This window comes from Paracoccus zhejiangensis (assembly GCF_002847445.1).
Lineage (GTDB): Bacteria > Pseudomonadota > Alphaproteobacteria > Rhodobacterales > Rhodobacteraceae > Paracoccus > Paracoccus zhejiangensis.
Genome location: NZ_CP025430.1, coordinates 420,022 through 444,145 on the forward strand (window position 1 = coordinate 420,022; position 24,124 = coordinate 444,145).

General features: G+C 65.6%; 22 protein-coding genes. 10 read left to right on the top strand and 12 right to left on the bottom strand.

The window, feature by feature from the left end; all coding sequences use genetic code 11:
* Nucleotides 1-8 precede the first annotated feature (8 nt).
* Genes CX676_RS02110 through CX676_RS02135 form a run of 6 tightly spaced genes read right to left on the bottom strand, consistent with a single transcriptional unit; the run spans nucleotide 9 to nucleotide 5,432 of the window.
* Complete coding sequence (locus tag CX676_RS02110; protein WP_101751140.1) at nucleotides 9-953, bottom strand: AEC family transporter; 945 nt, start codon at nucleotides 951-953, stop codon at nucleotides 9-11.
* Nucleotides 950-1,780 carry an MBL fold metallo-hydrolase gene (locus CX676_RS02115; protein WP_101751141.1) on the bottom strand — a complete coding sequence of 277 codons (831 nt, stop codon included), beginning with the start codon at nucleotides 1,778-1,780 and terminating at the stop codon, nucleotides 950-952. The genes CX676_RS02110 and CX676_RS02115 overlap by 4 nt, the downstream gene beginning before the upstream one ends.
* Nucleotides 1,777-2,571, bottom strand: coding sequence for a TatD family hydrolase (locus CX676_RS02120; RefSeq protein WP_101751142.1), 795 nt, complete (start codon nucleotides 2,569-2,571; stop codon nucleotides 1,777-1,779). The genes CX676_RS02115 and CX676_RS02120 overlap by 4 nt, the downstream gene beginning before the upstream one ends.
* 1 nt (nucleotide 2,572) lies before the next feature.
* A complete protein-coding gene (locus CX676_RS02125) occupies nucleotides 2,573-3,676 on the bottom strand; it encodes a DNA polymerase III subunit delta' (protein WP_101751143.1) in 1,104 nt (367 codons plus the stop codon).
* Entirely contained in the window at nucleotides 3,673-4,275 is a 603-nt protein-coding gene (gene tmk / locus CX676_RS02130) for a dTMP kinase (RefSeq protein ID WP_101751144.1), read from the bottom strand. Before tmk ends, CX676_RS02125 begins: the two co-directional genes overlap by 4 nt.
* A complete protein-coding gene (locus CX676_RS02135) occupies nucleotides 4,275-5,432 on the bottom strand; it encodes a D-alanyl-D-alanine carboxypeptidase family protein (RefSeq protein ID WP_101751145.1) in 1,158 nt (385 codons plus the stop codon). Before CX676_RS02135 ends, tmk begins: the two co-directional genes overlap by 1 nt.
* Before the next feature lie 104 nt (nucleotides 5,433-5,536).
* On the opposite strand from CX676_RS02135, the gene CX676_RS02140 reads away from it, so the two are divergent.
* Nucleotides 5,537-5,995 carry an SRPBCC domain-containing protein gene (locus CX676_RS02140; RefSeq protein WP_101751146.1) on the top strand — a complete coding sequence of 153 codons (459 nt, stop codon included), beginning with the start codon at nucleotides 5,537-5,539 and terminating at the stop codon, nucleotides 5,993-5,995.
* Between the two features lie 183 nt (nucleotides 5,996-6,178).
* Here CX676_RS02140 and CX676_RS02145 read toward each other — a convergent pair whose 3' ends face one another.
* From CX676_RS02145 to CX676_RS02155, 3 genes are all read right to left on the bottom strand, one after another.
* Entirely contained in the window at nucleotides 6,179-7,684 is a 1,506-nt protein-coding gene (locus tag CX676_RS02145) for an RNA-directed DNA polymerase (protein ID WP_101751147.1), read from the bottom strand.
* A 220-nt stretch (nucleotides 7,685-7,904) separates the two neighbouring features.
* Complete coding sequence (locus CX676_RS02150) at nucleotides 7,905-8,585, bottom strand: DUF2270 domain-containing protein (protein ID WP_232816560.1); 681 nt, start codon at nucleotides 8,583-8,585, stop codon at nucleotides 7,905-7,907.
* 117 nt (nucleotides 8,586-8,702) lie between these two features.
* Nucleotides 8,703-9,275, bottom strand: coding sequence for a thymidine kinase (locus CX676_RS02155; RefSeq protein WP_101751148.1), 573 nt, complete (start codon nucleotides 9,273-9,275; stop codon nucleotides 8,703-8,705).
* 135 nt (nucleotides 9,276-9,410) lie between these two features.
* Between CX676_RS02155 and CX676_RS02160 the strand changes: the two genes are divergently transcribed.
* On the top strand, nucleotides 9,411-10,982 hold the full coding sequence (locus CX676_RS02160) for a class I SAM-dependent methyltransferase (RefSeq protein ID WP_101751149.1): 1,572 nt from the start codon (nucleotides 9,411-9,413) through the stop codon (nucleotides 10,980-10,982).
* Nucleotides 10,983-11,054: 72 nt separating this feature from the next.
* A complete protein-coding gene (locus CX676_RS02165) occupies nucleotides 11,055-12,629 on the top strand; it encodes a tetratricopeptide repeat protein (RefSeq protein ID WP_101751150.1) in 1,575 nt (524 codons plus the stop codon).
* Nucleotides 12,630-12,633: 4 nt separating this feature from the next.
* Here CX676_RS02165 and edd read toward each other — a convergent pair whose 3' ends face one another.
* On the bottom strand, nucleotides 12,634-14,436 hold the full coding sequence (edd, locus tag CX676_RS02170; RefSeq protein ID WP_101751151.1) for a phosphogluconate dehydratase: 1,803 nt from the start codon (nucleotides 14,434-14,436) through the stop codon (nucleotides 12,634-12,636).
* Between the two features lie 158 nt (nucleotides 14,437-14,594).
* Here edd and CX676_RS02175 point away from each other — a divergent pair, with 158 nt between their 5' ends.
* The 7 genes from CX676_RS02175 to ftsY all read left to right on the top strand — a co-directional run bounded on the left by CX676_RS02175 (nucleotide 14,595) and on the right by ftsY (nucleotide 23,103).
* Nucleotides 14,595-15,791, top strand: coding sequence for an RSP_2647 family RNA methyltransferase (locus CX676_RS02175; protein ID WP_101751152.1), 1,197 nt, complete (start codon nucleotides 14,595-14,597; stop codon nucleotides 15,789-15,791).
* Nucleotides 15,791-16,330, top strand: a complete 540-nt coding sequence (locus CX676_RS02180) for an RSP_2648 family PIN domain-containing protein (RefSeq protein WP_101751153.1) — start codon at nucleotides 15,791-15,793, stop codon at nucleotides 16,328-16,330. The genes CX676_RS02175 and CX676_RS02180 overlap by 1 nt, the downstream gene beginning before the upstream one ends.
* Before the next feature lie 76 nt (nucleotides 16,331-16,406).
* Nucleotides 16,407-17,867, top strand: a complete 1,461-nt coding sequence (gene zwf / locus CX676_RS02185) for a glucose-6-phosphate dehydrogenase (protein ID WP_101751154.1) — start codon at nucleotides 16,407-16,409, stop codon at nucleotides 17,865-17,867.
* Complete coding sequence (pgl, locus tag CX676_RS02190; protein WP_101751155.1) at nucleotides 17,864-18,541, top strand: 6-phosphogluconolactonase; 678 nt, start codon at nucleotides 17,864-17,866, stop codon at nucleotides 18,539-18,541. Before zwf ends, pgl begins: the two co-directional genes overlap by 4 nt.
* 38 nt (nucleotides 18,542-18,579) lie before the next feature.
* Nucleotides 18,580-20,193 (top strand): glucose-6-phosphate isomerase, encoded by a 1,614-nt coding sequence (gene pgi / locus CX676_RS02195; RefSeq protein WP_101751156.1) that lies wholly within the window; start codon nucleotides 18,580-18,582, stop codon nucleotides 20,191-20,193.
* A gap of 178 nt (nucleotides 20,194-20,371) precedes the next feature.
* Nucleotides 20,372-21,823, top strand: a complete 1,452-nt coding sequence (gene putP / locus CX676_RS02200; RefSeq protein ID WP_101751157.1) for a sodium/proline symporter PutP — start codon at nucleotides 20,372-20,374, stop codon at nucleotides 21,821-21,823.
* An 89-nt stretch (nucleotides 21,824-21,912) separates the two neighbouring features.
* A complete protein-coding gene (ftsY, locus tag CX676_RS02205; RefSeq protein WP_101751158.1) occupies nucleotides 21,913-23,103 on the top strand; it encodes a signal recognition particle-docking protein FtsY in 1,191 nt (396 codons plus the stop codon).
* Nucleotides 23,104-23,289: 186 nt separating this feature from the next.
* Here the strand turns inward: ftsY and CX676_RS02210 are convergent, their stop codons facing one another.
* Nucleotides 23,290-23,682 (bottom strand): hypothetical protein, encoded by a 393-nt coding sequence (locus CX676_RS02210; RefSeq protein ID WP_232816561.1) that lies wholly within the window; start codon nucleotides 23,680-23,682, stop codon nucleotides 23,290-23,292.
* Between the two features lie 16 nt (nucleotides 23,683-23,698).
* Nucleotides 23,699-24,067 carry an ArsR/SmtB family transcription factor gene (locus tag CX676_RS02215; protein WP_101751159.1) on the bottom strand — a complete coding sequence of 123 codons (369 nt, stop codon included), beginning with the start codon at nucleotides 24,065-24,067 and terminating at the stop codon, nucleotides 23,699-23,701.
* Nucleotides 24,068-24,124: the final 57 nt, after the last annotated feature.

Genomic DNA, 24,124 nt, shown 5'->3' on the forward strand with positions numbered 1-24,124 from the left:
GGCCCCTGTCAGGGAAGAATCGCCAGCCACATCCAGATGGTCAGGACCGAGGCCAGGGTGCCGATCAGCACGGTCGAGGCGGCAACCCGCCGGGCCGCGCCGTAGATATTTGCGAAGATATAGGCATTGACCCCCGGTGCCATCGAGGCGGTGACGACCGCCGAGCGCATCCCGTCCGTATCCAGCCCCAGACCGCGGCCAAGGCCGAAGCTGATCGCCGGATGCAGGATCAGGCTGATGCCGCAGCACATGGCGATGGTCGCCATGTCGCCCTCGGGCCGGTAACGCAGCAGCACGCCGCCAAGGCCGAACAAAGCAGCGGGCAGGGCCGAGCGTGCCAGCATGTCGACCCCGGCCCAGAAGCCCTCGGGCAGAGCCAGCCCGGCCTGCGTCAGCAGGTTCACCACGAAGCCCACGAGGATGCCGATGACCAAGGGCGTCCTCAGCACCCCGCCAAGCGCCCGCGCGGCCACCGCGCCGACCGACAGGTTCTTGCCGCGTGCCAGCGTGAATTCCATCATGGTGATGCCGAAGGTATAGATCAGCGGCGAATGGATCGAGATGATCGCCCAGTTTCCCATCAGCGCGTCCGGGCCATAGGCGCGTTCCATGATCGGGATGCCCAGAAGCAGGCTGTTCGAGAACAGGCAGACGAAGCCGATCGCCACGCAATCGGCAGGCGGGCGCTTGAAGATGAACTTGGCCCCGGCCCAGCCTGCCAGGTAGCCGGCAAAGGCACCGCCATAGAAGGACAGCATCAGGTTGATGCGGAAGCCCTCGCCCAGGTCGAGCCGCGCGATCGAGGAAAACAGCAGCACCGGCACGGCGAAATTCTGGGCATAGCGCATCAGCCCATCGACGGCGCTTTCCGAGAACCAGCCGCGCCAGGCGACCAGGTAGCCGAAACCGATGACCAGGAAGACCGGCAGGATGACGGTGAAAAGATCGCTCATGCCGGCTCCTCGGCAAGGGGCTGCGGGGCAGGGGCGTTCACGCCCACCTCGATCACCAGCCCGTCATGGGCGGGGATGACGTTCGGGGGCGTGGCCTTCATGGTCTCGGCATGGTCGAGATCGATATGCATGTTCGTCACCACCCCGCGCTTGGCCCGCGAGCGTTCGATCCAGTCCAGCGCCAGCGCCAGATGGGCATGGCTGGGATGGGGTGTCAGGCGCAGGGCGTCGCAGACAAAGACCTCGGCCCCCTCGATCAGCGGCCAGCACTCGCCGGGGATGAACGAGACATCGGGCAGATAGACCAGCCCGCCGATGCGGAACCCCAGCGAGGTGATGTCGCCATGCTGCACCCGGAAGGGCAGGAACTGGATCAGCCCGCCGGCGCCATCGATGCCAAAGGGGCCGTCGATCAGGTTCAGGTCCGCGACCGGAGGATAGGCCGAGCCCTCGGGCGTCTCGAAGATATAGCCAAATCGCTTGACCAGCGCCCGGGTCGTCGGCGCATCGGCCCAGACCGGCATGCGCTGATGGGCATTATAGGCCAGCTGGCGGATGTCATCGATGCCATGGGTGTGGTCGGCATGGGCATGGGTATAGACCACCGCATCCACCGTGGTCACATTGGCGTCGATCAGCTGCCACACCATGTCCGGCCCGGTATCGATCAGCACCCGGGTGATGCCATGTTCGCCCACGCGCTCGACCAGAAGGGCGCAGCGGCGGCGGCGGTTCTTGGGATTGGTAGGGTCGCAGGCGCCCCAGCGGTTGCCGATCCTCGGCACGCCGCCCGATGAGCCGCAGCCGAGGATCGTGGCGCGGATCATGCGGCAGCCTTCCAGAACAGCCGGTCGAAATTCTCGGTCGTGGCACGGGCGAAATCGGCATAATCGATGCCATAGACCTGCGCGCCGACAGCGGCCGTTTTCGCCACATAGGCCGGTTCGTTGCGCTTGCCGCGATAAGGCGGCGGCGCGAGATAGGGGCTGTCGGTTTCCACAAGGATCCGCTCCAGCGGCGCGGCGGCGAAGATGTCGCGCAGTTCCTGCGAGCGGGGAAAGGCGGCGATGCCCGACATCGACAGGTAGAACCCCAGATCCAGCGCCGCCCGCGCGAGGTCCGGCCCCGAGCTGAAGCAATGCATCACACAGCTATAGTCGCCGTTGCGATATTCCTCGGTCAGGATGCGGGCCATGTCCTCGTCGGCATCGCGGGCATGGATGATCAGCGGCAGGCGGGTCCGGCGCGCGGCCTCGATATGCAGGCGCAGGCTGACCTGCTGGGCGTCCTTGCTGTCGGCAGTGTAATGGTAATCAAGGCCGGTCTCGCCGATGCCCACCATCTTCGGATGCGCGGCATAGCCCAGAAGCTCGTCCAGCGTCACCGGCGGCTGGTCGGCCACGCTCATCGGGTGCAGGCCCACGGCGTAGAAAAGCCCGTCATGCGCCTCGGCCAGTGCCTGCACCTTGGGGACATTCGGCATCTTCGTGCAGATCGTCACCATGCGCGTCACCCCGGCGGCGCGGGCGCGGGCGATGATCTCACCCTGCTGGCCGTCGAAATCCGGGAAATCCAGATGGCAATGGCTATCGACGATTGCGGGGGGCGCATCGGTCATGTCACGAGGTCCTGGCTGATTGGGCCGGCGGCAGATGCGCCAGTTCGGTCAGCATATCCATCACCAGCGCCGCAGGGTCAAGGTTCACGGACCGCCCGATCCGCGCCCGCGCCAGCAGTTCGGCCTGTGCGCCCGCCCAGTCCCGCGCGGCGCGGTCATCGGGCGAGAGCCGCGCCATCACCCGGCCCTCGCGCTCGGCCGCCTGCGGCAGCGGCGCGCCCATCAGCCCGGCGCGCGCCAGACGACTGAGCAGCCGGTCCATCAGTGTCACCATCAGGTCGAAGGGATCGCCATCGGCATCGGCACGCTTGGCCGCCTGATCCGCCAGTTTCAGCGCCTTCTGCCGGTCCATCGACGGCAGGCTGTCCATCAGGTCGATCAGGTCCTGATAGCGTGCCAGCCCGTCCTGACCGGCCAGCCGCAGCGCCTCGCCGACCGAACCACCGGCCAGCGCCGCCAGCTTCTCGGGATCATCCTCGCTGCCCAGATCCTGCAGCACCGAACCCATGTGCTCGGGCGCCAGTGGGGTCAGGCGCAACTCCCGGCAGCGCGACCGGATCGTCGGCAAAAGCCGCGCCGGCTGATGCGCGATCATCAGGATCAACGCGTCCTTCGGCGGCTCCTCGAGCACCTTCAGCAGCGCATTGGCGGCGGCCGTGTTCATCTCGTCGGCGGCATCGATGATGGCGATGCGGCGGCCACCCTCGGCCGCGCTCATGTGGAAGAAGCCCAGTACCTTGCGGATCTCGTCCACGGTGATCTCGGCCCGCAGACGCTTGGCCTTGTCGTCCCATGGGCGGCGGATCAGCATGACATTCGGCTCTGACAGCGCGGCGATGCGGCGGGCGGCGGGGGCATCCGGCGGCGCGGTCAGGTCGTCGCTTTCGGCGCCTGTCAGCAGCCAGCGGGCGATGGACCATGCCAGGGTCGCCTTGCCCACCCCGCGCGGGCCGGTGATCAGCCAGCCGTGATGCAGCCGGTGGCTGCGCGCGGCGCTGACGAAATCGGCGACCGCCGCCGTCTGGCCGATGACGCGCGGGGCCATGCGGGGATGGGGCGCGCCGGGCACCCGGTCGGGTTCGGGAATATCGTCGGTGGCACTCATGCCGGCAGGGCCGCGCGGACCCGGGCGGCGACATCCTCGGGCGCGCCCGAGCCGTCGATCAGCCGCACCCGTGCCGGGTTCTCGGCAGCCAGCGCGCGGAAACCGGCGGCGAGTTTTTCCTGAAAGCCGAGGCCGAGGCTTTCAAAGCGATCTTCGCTGCCGCCCCGCGCCTTGCCGCGTGAAAGGCCGGTGGCCGGGTCGATATCGATGACCAGTGTCAGGTCGGGCTCGAGGCCGACGGCGGTCTCGTGCAGGCTGTCCACCATGCCGCGCAGATCGCCGCGCGTGGCGCCCTGATAGACGCGGGTGGAATCGGCGAAACGGTCGGTGATGACGGTGCGGCCTGCCGCGAGCGCCGGGCGGATCAGCCGTTCCAGATGGTCGCGGCGGGCGGCGGTGAACAAGAGGATCTCGGTCTCGGGCGACCAGCGTTCACCCGCGCCTTCGACCAGCAGCCGCCGGATCTCCTCGGCGCCGGGGGAACCGCCCGGCTCGCGGGTCAGAACGACATCACGCCCCTCGGCCCGCAGAGCCTCGGCCAGAAGACGCGATTGGGTGGATTTGCCGCTGCCGTCGATGCCCTCGAAGCTGATGAACATCAAAGGCCCACGGCCTCGACCGCGCGCCCTCCAAGCCGCAGGGCCGCGCCCTTGACCCGGCCAAGGAACCCCGCCTCGGCCACGTCGGTCGCGGCCAGCAGCGGCATCCGCGCCTCGCCGGTGCCGGGGATCTGCACCACCAACTCGCCCAGTTGCTGCCCGGCCTTGATCGGCGCGGGGATGGGCGAGGTATAGACCACCTCGGCCGTCACCCGGTCGCCGGCCCCGCCGGGGATCAGCACGTTCAGCCCGTCCTTGGTGGTCAGCGCCACCCGCGAGGTCGAGCCCAGCCAGACCGGCGCCTCGACCACGGTTTCGCCCTTCGGCACCAGCGTCTTCATGGTGAACTGGCGAAAGGCCCAGTTGACGATGCGCTCGGCCTCTTCGGCCCGCGCCGTCTCGGTCGGCAGGCCGGTGACCACGAAGATGATGCGGCGATTGCCCTGCACGGCGCTGCCGGTCAGGCCATAGCCCGCCTCCTGCGTGTGGCCGGTCTTCAGCCCGTCGGCACCGATCCCCAGCTTCAACAGCGGGTTGCGGTTGAAGCGGTTCGAAGGCGCGCGGTTGTCGAACGGGTATTCGGTTTCCGAGAAGTACTTGTAAAGCTGCGGGAAATCCTGGATCAGGTGCTGCGCCAGCACGCCCAGGTCATGGGTCGACATGCGGTGGCGCGGATCGGGCCAGCCCGAGGCATTGGCGAAGGTGGAATTGGTCAGGCCCAGTTCCTTGCCCTTCTCGGTCATCTGCCGGGCAAAGGCCTCTTCGGTGCCGGCCAGGCCCTCGGCCACCACCACGCAGGCGTCGTTCCCCGACAGCACGATGATGCCCTGGATCAGTTCCTCGACGGTGGGGCGGTCCTGTTCGTTGAGGAACATGGTCGAGCCGCCCATCTGCCGCGCCTTGGTCGAGACCGGCAGGCGGGTATCCATCTGCACCCGGCCCTCGCGCACCGCCTCGAACAGCATGTAGACGGTCATCAGCTTCGACATGCTGGCCGGCGGCAGCGCCTCGTCGGCGTTCTTTTCCATCAGCACCGTGCCGGTCGCCACGTCATAGACCCAGGCCGCGCGGGCATTGGTGTCAAAGGCCTGCGCTTGGGCCAGACCCGGCAGGGCGATCAGCAGCATGGCGGCGATGCGGAACAATTGGGCGCGCATGGGGTTTCCTTTGCCTGTTTGAGCCTTGACTACAACAGCTGCAGACCTGCCGCAACGCGCCCGGCACGCGCGCGCGGAGGTTTGACCCAAGGGAGACTGGGATAGTGAGCATTTCCGAAACCGACATGGACTTCACGGTCTGGGCGATCATCGACAAGCCGCGCGAGACGGTCTTCGAGGCGGTGGCCGACCCGGCGCAGCTCTCGGCCTATTTCACCACCGGCGGGGCCAAGGGCCGCATGGATCGCGGCGCCACCGTCAGCTGGGAGTTCGGCGATTTCCCCGGCCCCTTCGACGTGACCGTGCTGATCGCCGAGAAACCCGAGCGCATCGAGTTCGACTGGCCCGCCCCCTCGGGCAACGGTCTGAACCGGGTGATCTTCCGCTTCGAGGAATTGCCCGCCGGCCGCACCAAGGTCCACGTCACCGAAACCGGCTGGCCCGCCACCCCCGAGGGGCTGAAGCAGGCCTACGGCAATGTCATGGGCTGGTCCCAGATGCTGGCCGCGATGAAGGCGTGGGTCGATCATGGGGTGGGGTTGCGGGAGGGGATGTATGTGTGAGGGGGGTGACGCGATCCCGGCGTTTCGTAGATGCAGCAGCGGACCGTAGCATATCCGGCCCAAACTCGAGATATTAATCAAGTGCAGCGTCCGCCCCGCTACGACCGAAAAGCTCTAGTGCTGAACTTCAATAGATGACATTTGAACACGCTGACGGAAACCCGATCATTTTTCGGCCCATGACTAGGAAAATTCGGCGTACTCACGAAAAAGCGAGAGCTCTTCGGTATGTGGAACTGCATCGAGTTCTTCCGGATTGCTGACAACGATTTTTTTGACATCAAGTGCCTTGAGCAAAGCTTGATTGCTGATCCAGTCATTGTTCCAGAGCTGAACACTATTGCCGTTGACTATTTGGCAAATCGGTTCGGTGCTGTCAAAGGTTAATCCAACGCCTTTGGCTCTTGTGACTCGCTGCAGCCAAATTTCGAGATGACCGTTATGCGGTATCCGCTTCAATTTCTCGGCTACCTTTCCCCATATTCCCTGGCGGTCTGACTCTGGGGCAAGTGAAATAAGTTTGGCAAGAATTCCAGATAACGCAGGAAAGGCACTAGGCGAAATCACAGCAATATCGCAAATAATCGCCACCTGAACGCCAAGATCTTCGGGAGGTTCAGCAATCGTAGATATTTTCTTGAACGCGCTATCCGCTAAGCGTTTTATTGAACCTGTATTAGGGTAAAGGCGAGCAAACGAGTGAAGTCGCAGTAACTGCTTTTGAATAGTCTTCGCTTGTGTGATGTCCATATTCTCGAGTTGCATACCTGCCAGCTTCTCGGGCTTGATGGCGCCCTCGATAATATTGGTGCTAACAGAAGTTTTTGCAGCGCCAAGCTGCATCCCAACTTTTCTGAGACAGTCACTGATTACCCTGACGATCTCAGACGCTCGCTGATCGTTCAACGTGAAGATGCTGTAGTCGTCGCGATACCTTAGGATATGAAAGTTCTTTTCTCCTGTTAGGTTTTCGGTAATCAAGTGATCAACATATGCTAATACCAATTCGGCGATAATATCCATCAGAACAGAGCCTTGTGTAATTCCGTTCGTCTGGCCGTAACGACTGTTCCGTATGTGAAAATCGATTTTATTTCCAAACAGCTCTTTGTCATTCTGTGTTGCTTTAGCAGCTTTGTATCCGTGTAGAGCCCATGGAATACTGTGGGTATAGAGCGAACCATAGCAGTTAGACACATCTGTTTTTAGCAGGTGTGTGTAATCCATCGACAGCTCTAGAGAACGTTGCTCGTATCGCAGCCACCAGTTTCGAACTTGAACGGCATCATGCTTGTCGTCGCCATTAGATGCCATAGGAAAGCTAGTGCACTCCACAACGCCTGAGTGCAGTTCTTTAAAACGATTTTGAAGCAATTTCCAGTTTGATTCTTCGCAGAAAATCTTAACCAAAGTCATGTAAATTGCTGGATGAATGAGCTCAAACGGTCGCCAGGCAAAGCGCCCATCTTTCGTGCTCAGAAGCTCGTAGTTGACACCGGGCATATCAACTGGACGGTTAGGCTTTGTCTTTTGAAAGGCAAGATATGTATCTTCCCCCAAGGTCGCTGCAGTTTCTTTCAAAATAGCTTCAAAGCTGATGTATGGAGGGAAATCCGACCGAAAGTAGCATTCTGGTTTCTCAAGGTAAGATCTTGCAGCAGCAGCCTCTAAATCGACAATTCGTGTCATAAACAATATTCCACAGCCATGTTAATCAAGCTTCTGGGCTATGCCTCAGCACACGGCCTATTGATGCGACATGAGCAGAGAAATGCCAAGGCCACTAACCGCGAATAACGCTCCTCTCTGGCGACAGCGGCGAACGGCCACTTCCCGGCCTGTCTGCCGATGGCGTCCCGGCCCGATTTGGGATTGAGCATCTGCAGCGAAAAGGAGGAAGTTCCCCCCCTCACCCCATCCCCAGCGGATCCCGCCGCTTCTGCGCCCGGCGGCGGTCGCGCCTGCCGCTCATCACCGCGATCACCCCGAAGCTGGCGCAGTAGACCGCGCCCATCAGCAGGACCAGCCAGCCGGGCAGGGGGCCGATGGCGGCGCGGTCGAGGAACTGGCCGGCCGAGGTCAGCGGCGTCGGATGCACCGCCAGCTTGCCCAGGTAGGCGATGGTCTGGATGAGCAGGATCCAGAAATAGTTGCGCCGGATGCGGCGCCCCACCGCCGTCCACATGCTGACGTGGTAGGAGGGGCGCATATAGTCATCGGCCAGCCGGTCCTGCCAGTGCTCTTCCAGGTGCAGGTCGCCCTCTTTCAGGATCGGGGCGATGAAATGCAGCTCCAGCCAGCGGCAGCGCGCGCGCCAGACGTTGAAATAGCGATAGCGCCGGGCCTCGAGCATCAGGAAGAAGACGATCAGGATGCCGACCAGCACCAAGGGCAGCGGCGAGGCCTGCGGCGAGGAATAGGTGATCGACAGCGCCACCCCCAGCGTCACCACCGACCAGTTGGTCGAGGTGTCGAGCCGGGTGCGCCAGATGGTCGAGCGATAGACCTCGCCGCGATAGAGATGCGCCAGCACCCCCATCTCGGCCGAGTCCAGTTGCTTGCGTTCGCGGAGCTCGCCGTCTTCGGCCATGCTGTGGCCTCCCCCTGCGGCAAGCTTGGCATGGCCCGGGGCGTTGGCGCAAGCTGGCAGCGGGATTTTTCTGCCGCTGCAAGTGCTTGGGCCGGGATCGCTGCGGGGGTTGGGGGGCTACTGCCCCATCGCCTCGCGCCAGTGGCGGCGGCAGAGCGAGACATAGGTTTCATTGCCGCCGACCTGCACCTGCGCACCCTCGCGGATGGCGGCCCCGTCCGCGCCGCGGCGGATGACCATGGTGGCCTTGCGCCCGCAATGGCAGATGGTGCGCACCTCGCGCAGGTCATCAGCCAGCGCCAGCAGCGCCGCCGAGCCGGGGAAAAGCTCGCCGCGGAAATCGACGCGCAGCCCATAGCACATGACCGGGATCCCCAGGTCATCGGCGACGCGGGCCAGCTGCCAGACCTGGTCCGGGGTCAGGAACTGCGCCTCGTCGACGAAGATGCAGGCGGAATTGGCCCCCTGCCGCCCGATCAGCGCGAAGAGATCGGTGGCGGCGTCAAAGGTCAGCGCGCTGTCCTCGATCCCGATGCGGCTGGCAATGCGCCCCTCGCCGGCGCGGTCATCCAGCGCGGCGGTCAGCAGCAGCGTCTCCATCCCGCGCTCGCGGTAATTGTAGGAGGCTTGCAGCAGCAGCGTGCTCTTGCCGGCATTCATGGTGGAGAAATGGAAATAGAGCTTGGCCATGCGCAGGGGATTAGCGGGCGACTGCGGGGGCGGCAAGGGCGCGGCTTTGATCAGTCTGCGGCAGAACGCGCCTTTTCTATGGCGCGGTTCTGGTGGACAGTGCCGGAACGCTACCTGCTGTAAACGAGTTTCCCGATGACCGACCCCTTGACCCGACTGGCGATCCTGAACGGAACCGACAAGTTCGGCTATCACGATTACACCCCACATTACTTCGGATTGCTGAACCATCTGCGCGACGAGCCGCTGAAGCTGCTCGAGATCGGCGTGGGCGGCTATGGCTCGCCGGTCAGGGGGGGCGAATCGCTGGCGGTCTGGCGGGATTTCTTTCCCGAGGGGCAGATCACCGGGCTGGATATCCAGCGCAAGACCATCGATCTCGGGTCCCGTGTGCGCATCGTTCAGGGCAGTCAGGTCGACGCCGACTGCCTCAGCCAGATCGAGGCCGAGCGCGGGCCCTTCGACGTGATCCTGGACGATGGCAGCCATCGCAACGAGCATGTGGTCGAAAGCTTTGCCCTGCTGTTTCCGGGTCTGAAGCCAGGCGGACTTTATCTGGTCGAGGATGTGCAGACCTCGTTCTTCCCGCGCTTCGGCGGCTCGCTGACGCTGGATTCGCCGAACAGCGTCGGCATGGCGGCCGAGATCATGGCGCAGCTTCAGAGCGGGCGGGGCGGCGAGATCGTCGCGGTCGAGCGCTTCCACAATATCTTCGCCTTCTGGAAGCGCGATCCTGGCCGGTCCGCGCCGGGCATCGAGGATGATCGCCGGGTTCGCGCCGCCGATGGCGTAACCCGGATCGACGCTGACAGTGTGACGGATGCCGCCGCGCTGATGCAGGCGGTGGACCGGGTGGGCGAGACCGGCCTGCTGCTGATCGAGGGCCAGCCCGATCCGGCACTGTTGTTGCAGCTGTTCGTCGAGGTCGATCATACCGAGATCCGGGTACATTTCCCCGATGCGCCGCTGCTGCCGTCTGCGCCGCGCATTCTGGGCATGGCCATCTATGGCGATGGTGTGGTGCTGCAGATCGGGGACAATACCTATCCCTCGAACTTCGACTACAGCCCGGAAAACCCGCTGGCCGCTGCCGCCATGGCGACGATTTCCGAGGTCATCGCCGATCCTGCCGCGACCGAGAACGGTTTGCAGCAGGCCGCCGTCATGACCGAGCGGTTCCACGGCGCCGATGCCGCCGCGCCGCTGCTGCAGCGCCTGTCGCAGATGGGCTGCACCGATCAGCGCTTCTATCTGCTCTATGCCAAGCTCTTGCGCCAGTCCGAGGATTGGCCGGCGATGGAGCGGCTGTGCCGCGAGGCGCTGACCCATCTGCCGGACGATCCGCAGGTCCTGCCGACGCTGGCGCTGGCGCTGCGCCGCCAGGGCCGGCTGGACGAGGCGCTGGATCTGCTGCGGACCGCCCATGAAGCCAATCCCCGGGTCCGGTCGATCGTCACCACGCTGGCCAATCTCGAGGTTTCGGTGGGTAACCGGCCCCGCGCCATCGAGCTGTTGGAAAAGGCGATGGTCCTGTTCCCGCCCGCCGACCGTGCCGTCCGCCAGCGCAAGCTGATCGAGCTGTGCTTGGTCAGTGGCGATCAGGAGGCCGCGCAGCGCGTCGCCCGGCGTCTGCGCGAGGCGGTGCCCGATGACCCGCTGGCGACCGAGGTTCTCGGCCCTGTCGCAGCTTCAGATGCCAAGACCTGACGCCGTGTCTTCAATTGCGGCTTGATCAGCCCTAGGCTGGCTGACCATAACCCACAGCAGGGAGCCGCGCTGTTGACCGATGCCTTGACCCGTCTGGCCATTCTTCATGGCACCGACAAGTACGGCTTCCACGATTACACGCCGCGCTATGACGCGATGCTGGGTCCGCTGCGCGACCGGCCGGTCCGACTCTTGGAGATCGGCATTGGCGGCTATGCCGATCCGCTGCGGGGCGGCGAGTCGCTGGCGATGTGGCGCGACTATTTCCCGAAGGGTCAGGTCACCGGGCTCGACATCGCGCGCAAGGAGCTGAACCTCGGGCCGCGGGTGGCGATCCGGCAGGGCAGTCAGGTCGATGCAAACCTCCTGTCGCGGCTGGTGGAGGAGCGCGGGCCGTTCGATGTGATCCTTGACGATGGCAGCCATCAGAACGCCCATGTGGTCGAGAGCTTTCGGTTGCTTTTCCCCACGCTGGCCTCGGGCGGGGTCTATATCATCGAGGACGTGCAGACCGCCTTTTTCGCGAAGTTCGGTGGCTCGCTTGAACTCGAGGCACCGAACAGCCTCGCCATGGCGCTGGAGCGGGTGGCCAAGCTGCAGGCCGGGCAGGGCGGCGGCATGGCCCGGATCGAGCGGTTCCACAACCTGATCGTGATCCACAAGCGCGTGGCCCGGCAGAAACGCCCGCTGCTGACCGAGGATCGCCATCTTGCTGCAGCCAAGTCCGAGGGGCGCAAGATCGTGGCGGCCGAGGCCGGCGATCTGGTCCATCCGACGGTTCTGACCGCGCTGGCCGCCAGTGCCGGCAAGGACGGTGTGCTGATGCTGCGCGGGCCGTGGCGCGACCCGGCGCTGCTGCGCGATCTCTTCGTCCAGATCGACCATCGCGAGATCCGGGTCCACCATCCCGAGGCACCGCTGCACCGGCTGGCCGGGCGCATCGCCGGCCTGGCGATCTATCCCGAGGGCGCGCTGATCCTGCTGGGCGAGAACAGCTATCCCTCGAATTTCGCCTTCGATGCTCGTCATCCGCAGGTGGCGGCGGTGCTGGCCGAGATGGGCGAGGTGCTGACGGACAAGGCGGCGACGGAAAAGGGTCTTCTGGCCTATCTGCGCCTGAAGAACTTCCCCGGCGCGGGCAAGGTGGGGTTTGCGCTTCTGGACCGGTTGCAGGCCATGGGCTGCCGCGACCCGCTCTATCGCCTGCAGCGGGCCGGGATTCTGGCCGAGCGGCATCAATGGCGCGACCTGCTGCGGCTCTGCCGCGAGGCGGAAAGCGACGGGCTTACCGATCCCCGGCTGAGAGCGCATCTGGGCATCGCGCTGCGCGAGACCGGGCAGGGCGGCGAGGCCCTGCAGATCCTGCGCGCGGCACATGGGCGCACGCCGGATTCCCTGCCGATCATCGCGGCTCTGGCAGAGGCCGAGTTCGATCACGGCGACAAGACCGCCGCGCGGGTGCTGCTGGCCGGGGTCATCGACCGATTTCCACTGGACGAGCAACCCAAACGCCTGCGCGCCCTGATCGAGATGGCGCAGGCGACCGGCGATGCGCAGACCGCACTGGGCGCGGCGATCCGGTTGCAGAAGCTTGACCCGGACGCGGTGTCGATCCGGCGCGAGCCGGTGACCCCGCCCGCGGGCTAACGCCTCAGCTGACGCAGCCGGCGCCTTCGGTCGCCAGCCCGGCATTGGCGCGGAACATCGCGAACATCTCGCGGCCCATGCCCTCGCTATTGCCGCTGAGATCGGCCACCACCGGGCGGCGGTCGTCGAAATCATCGGCAAGGCAGTCGATCGTGCCCATCGTCGCGTCGAGCCGCAACAGGTCGCCATCGCGCACCCGCGCCAAGGGCCCGCCATTGGCCGCCTCGGGCGAGAGATGGATCGCCGCCGGCACCTTGCCCGAGGCGCCCGACATGCGCCCGTCGGTGACCAGCGCGACCTTCAGCCCGCGATCCTGCAGCACGGCGAGGATCGGGGTCAGCGAATGCAATTCGGGCATCCCGTTCGCGCGCGGCCCCTGGAAGCGAACGACGACGATGGCGTCCTCGGTGAACTCGCCGGCCTTGAAGGCGGCCTTCACCTGTTCCTGGTCGCTGAAGACGCGGGCCTTGGCCTCGATCACATGGCGTTCGGCGGCGACGGCGCTGATCTTGATGACGCCCCGGCCCAGGTTGCCCTCGAGCAGCTTCAGTCCGCCGGTGACGGCAAAGGGATCGCCGGCCGGGCGCAGGATCTTGTCGTTCAGCGTTTCCTTGGCGCCGTCTTCCCAACGGACGCGGTCGCCATCCAGCTTAGGCTCGGCGGTGTAACGCTCCAGCCCGTCGCCGACGATGGTTTTCACGTCGGGATGCAAGAGGCCCGCCTCCAGCAATTCGCCGATCATGTAGCCAAGACCGCCGGCAGCGTGGAAATGGTTCACATCGGCCAGCCCGTTCGGATAGACCCGCGCCATCAGCGGCACCGCCTCGGAAATGTCGTGGAAATCCTCGATGTCGAGGATCACCCCCGCCGCCCGCGCCATGGCGGGCAGGTGGATGACGAGGTTGGTCGAGCCGCCGGTGGCCATCAGCCCGACCAGCCCGTTGACGAAGGCGCGTTCGTCGAGGATCTCGCCCGCCGGTCGGTAATCGTTGCCAAGCCGGGTGATGGCGGCGGCGCGTTCCACCGCCGAGACGGTCAGTGCGTCGCGCAGGGGCGTGTTCGGGTTGACGAAGCTGGAACCGGGCAGGTGCAGACCCATGAATTCCATCAGCATCTGGTTGGTGTTCGCCGTGCCGTAGAAGGTGCAGGTGCCGGCGCCGTGATAGCTTTCCATCTCGGCCTTCATCAGCGCGTCGCGGCCGACCTCGCCGGCGGCGAATTGCTGGCGGACCTTGGATTTCTCGTCATTCGGCAGGCCCGAGGGCATCGGCCCGGCGGGGACGAAGACGGCGGGGATATGGCCGAAGGTGGCGGCGGCGATGATCAGCCCCGGCACGATCTTGTCGCAGACGCCCAGGTACATCGCCGCATCGAAACAGTCATGCGACAGCGCCACGCCCGAGGCGAGTGCGATCACGTCGCGGGAAAATAGCGACAGTTCCATCCCGGCGCGGCCCTGGGTGACGCCATCGCACATGGCCGGCACGCCGCCCGCCACCTGCACCGTGGCGCCCGCCGCCTTGCCGGCCTTGCGGATCAGCGCGGGATAGGCCTCGAAGGGCTGATGCGCCGACAGCATGTCATTATAGGCGGTGACGATGCCGATATTGGGCATCCGCGTATGGGCCATGTCGGCCTTGTCATCCATCGCGGCATAGGCATGGGCCTGGTTGCCGCAGCTCAGATGCGCGCGGCGCGGGCCATCCTCGGCCGCCTTGGCGATCTTTTGCAGGTAATGCGGCCGGCTTTGGGCGCTGCGCTCCCGGATGCGGTCGGTCACTCGGGCAATGGTGGCGTTCAGGGTCATGTCGCTTCCTCCGGTTGCCGACAGGTTATTCTGTTAGCGATAACAGTTCAAGCCCGGATCGCCGGCAATACATACATAAATGCGGGTGTGGGCGGGTCGGGGCATGGCTTGCCCCGGTCTGCGGCCCGTGCCAGATGTGGCAGCGAAAGGACCCTTCCATGACCGACCTGCCCATCATCCGCCTGCGCCCGAAATCCAAGCCCCAGGCGATACGCCACGGCTTTCCATGGGTTTTCGCCGATGAGGTGGTCACCGACCGCCGCACCCGCGCCATCGAGCCCGGCAGCTTCGCCATCCTGGAGGATGCCGAGCGCAAGCCCTTGGCGCTGGTGACGGTCAATCCGAACTCGAAGATCATCGGCCGGGTGATGGATGCCGATGCCGAGGCGCGAATCGATGGCGCATGGATCGCCGGGCGGCTGTCCCGCGCGCTGGCCATGCGTGAACGGCTTTACGACGCGCCCTTCTATCGTCTGGTCCATGCCGAGGCCGACGGCCTGCCTGGTCTGGTGATCGACCGTTTCGGCGACGCGGCGGTGATGCAGCCCAATGCCGCATGGGCCGACCGCATGGCGGGCGAGATCGCGACGGCCTTGGCCGAGGTGACGGGGGTGAAAACCGTCATCCTGAACGGGCAGGGGCGGGCGCGCGGCCTTGAGGGGCTGGACGAACGGATGGAGGTGCTGCTGGGTCAGGCGCCCGAGGCGCCGGTCGAGGTGCCGATGAACGGGGCGATCTACCTGGCCGACCTGATGGGCGGGCAGAAGACCGGCCTCTTCTATGACCAGCGGCCGAACCACGCCTTTACCCAAGGGCTCACCAAGGGCGCGCGGGTGCTGGACGTGTTTTCCCATGTCGGCGGCTTCGGGCTGGCGGCGCTGGCGGCCGGGGCCGAGCACGCCACCTGTATCGATGGCAGCGCACCGGCCTTGGGGCTTGCCGAGGGCGGAGCGAAGGCGATGGCGGCGGAAACGCGCCTCAGCATCACCCAGTCCGACGCCTTCAAGGCGATGGAGGCATTGGCCGAGGAGGGCGCGCAATTCGATGTGGTGGTCTGCGACCCGCCGGCCTTTGCGCCCTCGAAACCGGCGCTCGAGGCGGGTTTGCGCGCCTATGAGCGGGTGGCGAAACTGGCCGCGCCGCTGGTCGCGCCCGGTGGCTACCTGGTGCTCTGCTCCTGCTCCCATGCCGCCGATCTGACGGCCTTCCGCAATGTCTCGGCGCGCGGCATCGGACGCGGTGGGCGGCGGTCGCAGCTGATCCATACCGGGCAGGCCGGGCCGGACCATCCGACCCTGCCGCAGCTCGCCGAAACCGGCTATCTGAAGGCGCTGTTCTTCCGGCTGGACGGGTAATGAAGGCACTGCTCGACGCCAATGTCCTCTATCCGACCGTGTTGCGGGAGGTGTTGGCGGACGTGGCGGCGGCGGGGCTTTACCAACCACTCTGGTCTCAGCGATTGCTGGAGGAATGGCGCCATGTTGCCGCGCGTCAGGGGGCTGATGTTGCTGCCGTGGCCGGGGCCGAGATCGCGCTGCTGACCGACCGCTTTCCGGCGGCGATGGTCAGCGATCAGGGCAGCCGCAGCGCCGGGCTGGACCTGCCCGACCCCGCCGATGCCCATGTGATCGAGGCGGCGCTGAACGCTGGGGCCGAGCTGATCGTCACCGCCAACCTGCGCGACTTTCCCCGACCCCAGCTGGCTGCGGTGGGGTTGCGCGCGGTCCATCCCGATCCCTTCCTTCTGGACCTCTTTGCCCATGACCCCGACCCGGTGGCGGCGGCGGTGCACGCCGCCCATGCCAAGGCCGAACGTCTGGGGGGCGCGATGCCGCTGGCGCAGATGATGAAGCGCGCGCGGTTGCCGCGTCTGGGGCGCGCCTTGGCAAGATGACGCGGCAAGGCATGATGCGGGTTGATGTTAACGCTAACACGCGCTATGAACGGGCACGACGCATAGGAGGCTCTGAATGGTTTCTCGGGTGATTCCGGTCGAGGATTTCGACCTTGTGATCTTTGGCGCAACGGGCGATCTGGCCCGCCGCAAGATCCTGCCGGGCCTGTTCCGCCGCTTTGTCGCCGGTCAGATGCCCGAAGCGGCACAGATCATCGGCGCTGCCCGCAGCGAACAGGATGACGAGGCCTTCCGCGCCGAGACCAAGGCGGCCATCGTCGAATTCGGCGGGGTGAAGAAAGGCGACGACGACCTCGCGCGGTTCCTTCAGCATCTGCATTACGTCCGCATCGACGCCAAGGGCGAGGGCGGCTGGAAAGAGCTGAAGGCCAAGATGCGCAAGGGCGCGGTCCATGCCTTCTATTTCTCGGTGGCGCCGGCGCTTTTCGGTGACCTGGCCGAGCGGCTGGCGAGCCACAGCATCGCCGACGGTGAAAGCCGGATCGTGGTGGAGAAGCCCTTTGGCCGCGACCTCGCCACCGCCAAGGCGCTGAACGCCACGCTGCGCAAGCATTTCGAGGAACAGCAGATCTACCGGATCGACCATTACCTGGGCAAGGAAACGGTCCAGAACCTGATGGCCGTGCGCTTTGCCAATATCCTTTTCGAACCGCTGTGGAACGCGCAATATATCGACCATGTGCAGATCACCGTGGCCGAGACCGTCGGCGTCGGCGGGCGCGGCAGCTATTATGACACCTCGGGCGCGATCCGCGACATGGTGCAGAACCACATGATGCAGCTTCTGTGCCTGATCGCGATGGAGCCGCCCTATCACTTCGACCCGAATGCCGTGCGCGACGAGAAGCTGAAGGTGATCCGCGCGCTGGAGCCGGTCGAGGCGACCGAGATCGTGCGCGGCCAGTATCAGGCCAATGGCGACGGCAAGGGCTATGTCGAGGATTCCGAGAACCCGGCCACCCGCACCGAAAGCTATGTGGCGATGAAGGTGCGCATCTCGAACTGGCGCTGGCAGGGCACGCCCTTCTATCTGCGCACCGGCAAGAAGCTGCGCGCGCGCACCAGCGAGATCGCCATCATCTTCAAGGAACCGCCGCATTCGATCTTCGAGGATGCCCAGACCTCGGGCGAGCCCAAGGCGAACGAGCTGGTGATCCGGTTGCAGCCGAACGAGGGCATGAACCTCAAGGTGATGATCAAGGAACCGGGGCCGGGCGGGATGCGCCTGGTGCAGGTGCCGCTGGACATGACATTCGCCGATGCGCTTGGCCCCGAGGGCGCCGACATGCCGGACGCCTATGAGCGCCTGATCATGGACGTGATCCGCGGCAACCAGACCCTGTTCATGCGCGGCGACGAGATCGAGGCCAGCTGGGCCTGGACCGATCCGATCATCAATGCCTGGGAAAACAGCAAGCAGCGCCCCGAACCCTATGATCCCGGCTCATCCGGTCCCGACGAGGCCCTGGGCCTGATGCATCGCGACAAGCGAAGGTGGCGGGAGATCAGGGCATGAATGTCGACTTCGTCGAATATCCCGACCGCGAGATGCTGGCGCTGATCCTGGCCGACAAGCTGGCCAGCCAGCTGGGCCAGCATCTGCGCACCAACCAGCAGGCAAGCCTGTGTGTTCCCGGCGGCACCACCCCGGCGCCGGTCTTTGAATCGCTGAGCGCCACCGACCTGGACTGGGACCGCGTGACCGTGGTTCTGGGCGACGAACGCTGGGTCCATGGCGAGCATCCGCGCTCGAATTCGCGGCTCCTGCGCCGGCATCTTCTGAAGGACGAGGCGGCGGCGGCGAATTACATCGACCTCTATACCGGCGACGCGACGCCCGATGAGGCGCTGCCGGGCCTCTGCGCCCGGCTGGAGCCGGTCTTTCCGATCACCGTGGCGCTTCTGGGCATGGGCAATGACATGCACACCGCGAGCCTCTTTCCCGGTGCCGATCATCTGGCCGCCGCACTGGCCCCCGATGCCCCGCCGGTGCTGGCCATCCGTGCCGAGGGTGCCGACGAGCCGCGCATCACCCTGACCGCACCTTACCTTCGCAATGCCATCAACCTGCATCTGCTGATCACCGGTCCGGAAAAGCGCGAGGCCTTCGAGCGGGCGCAGAAGCTCGATCCGCTCGAGGCGCCGATCCGCGCCCTGATGGACAATCTCACCGTGCACTGGGCCGAGTGACGGCCTTACCCCGATCGTTCCCCCGGAAAGGACCCGCCATGTCTGACTGGACAAAGCTGAAATCGCACCGCGCCACGCAGAGCGAGACCCGGATCACCGACCTGTTCCTGACCGATGCCGACCGCGCCACTGGCTATGCGGTCGCGGCCGGGGGGATGGTGTTCGACTATTCCAAGACCCTGATCGACCGGGCCGCGCGGCAGATGCTGATCGCGCTGGCCGAGGGCGCGCAGGTCGCGGACCGCCGCGAGGCGATGTTCTCGGGCGCGAAGATCAACGAGACCGAGGATCGCGCGGTGCTGCACACGGCGCTGCGGAACCTCTCGGGTAGCGTCATGGTCGACGGCAAGGATGTCATGCCCGAGGTCCGCGCCACGCATGAGCGGATGAGCGCCTTTGCCCGTGACGTGCGCACCGGCATCTTCCGGGGGCAGGGCGGGGCGATCACCGATATCGTCAATATCGGCATCGGCGGCTCGGACCTCGGCCCGGCCATGGCGGTGCTGGCGCTGGCGCCCTATCACGACGGGCCGCGCGCGCATTTCGTCAGCAATGTCGATGGCGCCGACATCCATGACACGCTGGCCAGGCTGAACCCGGAAACCACGCTGGTCATCGTGGCGTCGAAAACCTTCACCACCATCGAGACCATGACCAACGCCAAGACGGCGAAGGACTGGATGGCGAAAACCGTGCGCGATCCCGGCGCGCAATTCGCAGCCCTCAGCACCGATGCCAACCGCACCGCCGCCTTCGGCATCGATGGCGCGCGGGTTTTCGGTTTCGCCGATTGGGTTGGCGGGCGCTATTCCATGTGGGGACCGATCGGGCTGTCGCTGATGATCGCCGTCGGACCCGAGCATTTCGACCAGTTCCTCGCCGGCGCGGCCTCGATGGATGATCATTTCCGATCTGCGCCCTTCGAGCAGAACCTGCCGGTCATGCTGGCGCTGGTCGGCATCTGGCACAACCAGGTCTGCGGCTATCCGACCCGCGCCGTGCTGCCCTATGACAACCGGCTGATGCGCCTGCCGGCCTATCTGCAGCAGCTCGAGATGGAATCGAACGGCAAGGGCGTCGGCATGGACGGCAATGACCTGACCGTCGCCTCGGGGCCGGTGGTCTGGGGCGAGCCGGGCACCAATGGCCAGCACGCCTTCTATCAGCTGATCCATCAGGGCACCGCCGTCATTCCCTGCGAGTTCATCCTTGCCGCGCGCGGCCACGAACCGGATCTGGCCCATCACCACATCCTGCTGGCCGCGAACTGCCTAGCGCAGTCCGAGGCCCTGATGCGCGGGCGGTCGCTCGATGAGGCGCGCAAGCTGATGGAGGCCAAGGGGCTGCAGGGCGCGGAGCTGGAGCGTCAGGCGCGGCACCGGGTCTTCAAGGGTAACCGCCCGTCGACCACGCTGTTGATCGAGGAACTGACGCCGCATGCCCTGGGGCAGATCGTGGCGCTGTACGAGCACCGGGTCTTTGTCGAAGGGGTGATCCTCGGCATCAACAGCTTTGACCAATGGGGGGTCGAGCTTGGCAAGGAACTGGCGCTGAAGGTCGAGCCGCTGCTGAAAGGCGAGGATGCGCCGGGGCATGATCCCTCGACGGTGCATCTGGCCGAACTGGTGCGCGAGATGCGGGGCGAGGCATAGTTAGCTTTGGCCCGTGCGACCAGCACGGGCCGCGCCGACCCTCCCATCGGGAGGGCGCATTTCGACGCGGGTCATGTACCGAACGCGACCCTCAGCCCTTCAAGGAACCGGGGTTGCGGCCCCGCGCCTGACCCCGTAACCCGGTAGATCACGGATTCGTAATAAGTGGAGACGCGTGATGGATACCGGAGTCTGGGTCAGCCTTGCGGCCTATTTCCTGCTGATGCTGGCCATCGGCGTCTATGCCTGGCGCAAATCGACCGCCAATTCCGAGGAATACATGCTGGGCGGGCGCAACCTGTCGCCCTCGGTCGCGGCGCTGTCGGCCGGGGCCTCGGACATGAGCGGCTGGCTTCTGCTGGGCCTGCCCGGCGCGCTGTTTGTCTCGGGCCTGTCGCAAAGCTGGATCGGCATCGGCCTGGTCATCGGGGCATGGCTGAACTGGCTGATCGTCGCGCCCCGGCTGCGCCAGCAGACCGAAGAATACGATAACAGCCTGACCATCCCCGGATTCCTCGGCAACCGCTTCCCCAGCCAGGCGGTTCTGTTGCGCATCGTCTCGGCCATCATCATCGTGGTGTTCTTCTCGGTCTATACCGCCTCGGGCCTCGTCGGCGGCGGCAAGCTTTTCGCCAGCGCCTTTGGCGGCGATTACATGACCGGGGTGTTGGTCACGCTTGGCGTGGTGCTGGTCTATACCGTCATGGGCGGCTTTCTGGCCGTCAGCCTGACCGATTTCGTGCAGGGCTGCATCATGATGCTGGCGCTGGTGATCATGCCCATCGTGATCCTGACCACCCAGGGCGGCGCAGGCGTCGATCAGGCGGTCACGCGGCTGGAAGGCGTCGATCCGAATTACCTGTCGCTCTTTTCCGGTGTCACCTTCCTCGGCTGGCTGTCGGCCGTGGCCTGGGGGCTGGGCTATTTCGGCCAGCCCCATATCATCGTGCGCTTCATGGCAGTGCGCAGCGTCAAGGACGTGCCGACCGCGCGCCGCATCGGCATGAGCTGGATGATCGTCTCGCTGATCGGCGCGGTGGCCGTGGGCATCTTTGGCCGCGCCTATGCGCTGCGCACGGGGCTGGATGTGGCCGACCCCGAGACCATCTTCATCATCCTGTCGGACCTGCTGTTCCATCCGCTGGTCACCGGATTCCTCTACGCCGCGCTGCTGGCCGCGATCATGTCCACCGTGTCGAGCCAATTGCTGGTCGCCTCCTCCTCGCTGACCGAGGATATCTATCGCACCGTCTTCAAGCGCGGCGCGACCGAGCGTGAGCTGGTGAATGTCGGGCGGATCGCCGTGCTGGCCGTGGGTGCGGTGGCGGTACTGATCGCCAGCAACCCGGATTCCGAGGTGCTGGGGCTGGTCGCCAATGCCTGGGCCGGTTTCGGCGCGGCCTTCGGCCCGCTGATCGTGCTGGCGCTGACCTGGAAGCGGATGACCGGCGCGGGCGCGGTGGCGGGCCTCATCACCGGCGCGGTGGTGGTGATCCTGTGGATCGCCTCGGGCCTTGGCGGCACGCTTTACGAGATCGTGCCGGGCTTCATCGCCGCCTGGATCGCGATTGTCGTGGTCAGCCTCGCCACCCCGGACCGGGGCGAATACCGGGCGCCGAAAGCCGGTTGAGCCTTGGGGAAAGCCCCGCGCGGGCTTTCCCTTTCGCCCTCGGGTGATTAGGTTGCGCGCAACGCGAGAACAGGCCAGCGGGGCGGATCATGTCGTTCTTTTCGAAACTGCGCGAGCGGCTGACCCGCTCTTCCTCGAAGATCGGGCAGGGTCTGGACGAGATCGTCGGCGACGCGCCGGAGGTTGAGGACAACCAGCCCGCACCGGTCGTCGAGACGGTCGCCGTAACGGTGGCCGAACCCGTCGCCCGTCAGCCGGAACCGGCGCCGCATCCGCGCCCCGATCCGATCCCGCAGCCGCGCCCCGAGCCGGCGCCGCGCCCCCATCCCGAACCGGTGCCGCCGCGTCCGGCCCCGGTCAGCGCGGCCCCGGTCGCGCCGCCTGCCGCGCAGAAGCCCGGGCTGATGGGGCGGATCTTCGGCGGCGGCGCGCCTGCGGCCACGGCCGAGCCGCGCCGGGCGCTGGATGACGAGATGCTGGAGGCGCTGGAGGACATGCTGATCCAGGCCGATATGGGGGTCGAGACCGCGCTGCGCGTCACCGCCAATATCGCCGAAGGCCGCATGGGCCGCCGGGTGTCGTCGATCGAACTCAAGGAGCTGCTTGCGGGCGAGGTGACGCGGATCATGGCGCCGGTCGCGCGTCCGCTGCCGATCTATCCGAAGAAGCCGCAGGTGGTGCTGGTCGTCGGCGTGAACGGCTCGGGCAAGACCACCACCATCGGCAAGCTGGCGAGCCAGTTCCGCGCCGCGGGGAAAAAGGTGGTGATCGCCGCGGGCGACACTTTTCGAGCGGCGGCGGTGGAGCAATTGCAGGTCTGGGGCCAACGCGCCGGTGTGCCAGTGATGACCGCGCCCGAGGGCAGCGATCCGGCAAGCCTGGCCTTCGACGCGATGACCCGGGCCGAGGCTGAGGGTGCCGATCTTCTGATGATCGACACGGCGGGTCGTTTGCAGAACCGCGCCGACCTGATGGAGGAGCTGGCCAAGATCGTCCGCGTGATCCGCAAGAAAGACCCGACCGCGCCGCATAACACGCTGCTGGTTCTGGACGCGACCACCGGGCAGAACGCGCTGTCACAGGTCGAGACCTTCCAGAAGCTCGCCGATGTCTCCGGGTTGGTAATGACCAAGCTCGATGGCACGGCGCGGGGCGGGGTGCTGGTGGCGCTGGCGGATCGCTTTGGCCTGCCGATCCATGCCATTGGCGTGGGCGAGCAGATCGACGATCTGGATGCGTTCGACGCCAACGAGTTCGCGCGGGCGCTGGTCGGGCTGTAGAGCGGGAGAGGGCCGGCGGGCGACCGCAGGGTGGCCGCTGCGGCAGTTGATCCGAGAACCTTTATGGTGCCAGTACATCGAACAGTTGTTCGGCGCTTAACCGCACCAAAGCGGCCGCCCCAGGGGGGCGGTCGGCCGCTGGCCCGGGCGGGCTTCGCCCTCGTTCCCGGGCCGGGCCTGCAGGCGTTACTGCTGGACCAGCGCGGCGTCGGTTTCCGGCACCACCTCGGCCTCGATGGTGCCGTCGGGGTCGGCAACTGCTTCGGCCACCGGCTCGGGCGGCAGGAAGGGTGCGGTGATCTCGGCGGTCTTGGCCTCTTTGTCATAGATGCAGACATAGCGGTCGGCGCCTGCGCCATCGGGCAGGGTGTTGATGATCAGCGCCGCGCCATAGCTTTCCGAGCCGAAAGGATTGACCTCGATGACGGCCTCGCCGCCCTCGTCGGGGATCAGCGCGGTGCAGGCGGTTTCGACCTCGGCGCGGAATTCCTCCCATGCCTCGTCGGACGAGGCCAGCGTGATGCCGGGCAGGGTCAGCGTGGCCAGCGCAATCGCGGCCAGTTTCGGTGCAAGGGTCATCTGGGTGGCTCCTACCTCATGTTTCGGGACCAACGCCGCGCGCCGCGTCCGGGTTTCCGCCACAGTTGCGTGAGGGAGCGCAGCAGGCGATCACGGTCCCGTTGTTCCGGCAGCAATCGCGGATGATATAGTCGACCAGCCCGCCAATGGCTGCGAATTCGACGCGATAGGTGATCTCACGCGCGTTGCGGGTCGACGTGACAAGCCCCGCATCGGCCAGGTTGGAAAGATGAAACGAGGCGCGCGAGGGGGTGGCCTCGGCCGTTTCGGCCAGTTGGCCGGCGGTCAGACCCTGTGGCTCGGCGGCGACGAGGGCGCGCAGAATCCGTAACCGGGTGGGATTGGCCATTGCGGCGAGGGCAGAGAGGGCGCGGGTTTCTTCCATGATTCAAATATTCTTGAAATGACTGAATGCTGGTGTATTCTATTTCAAGAATCATTG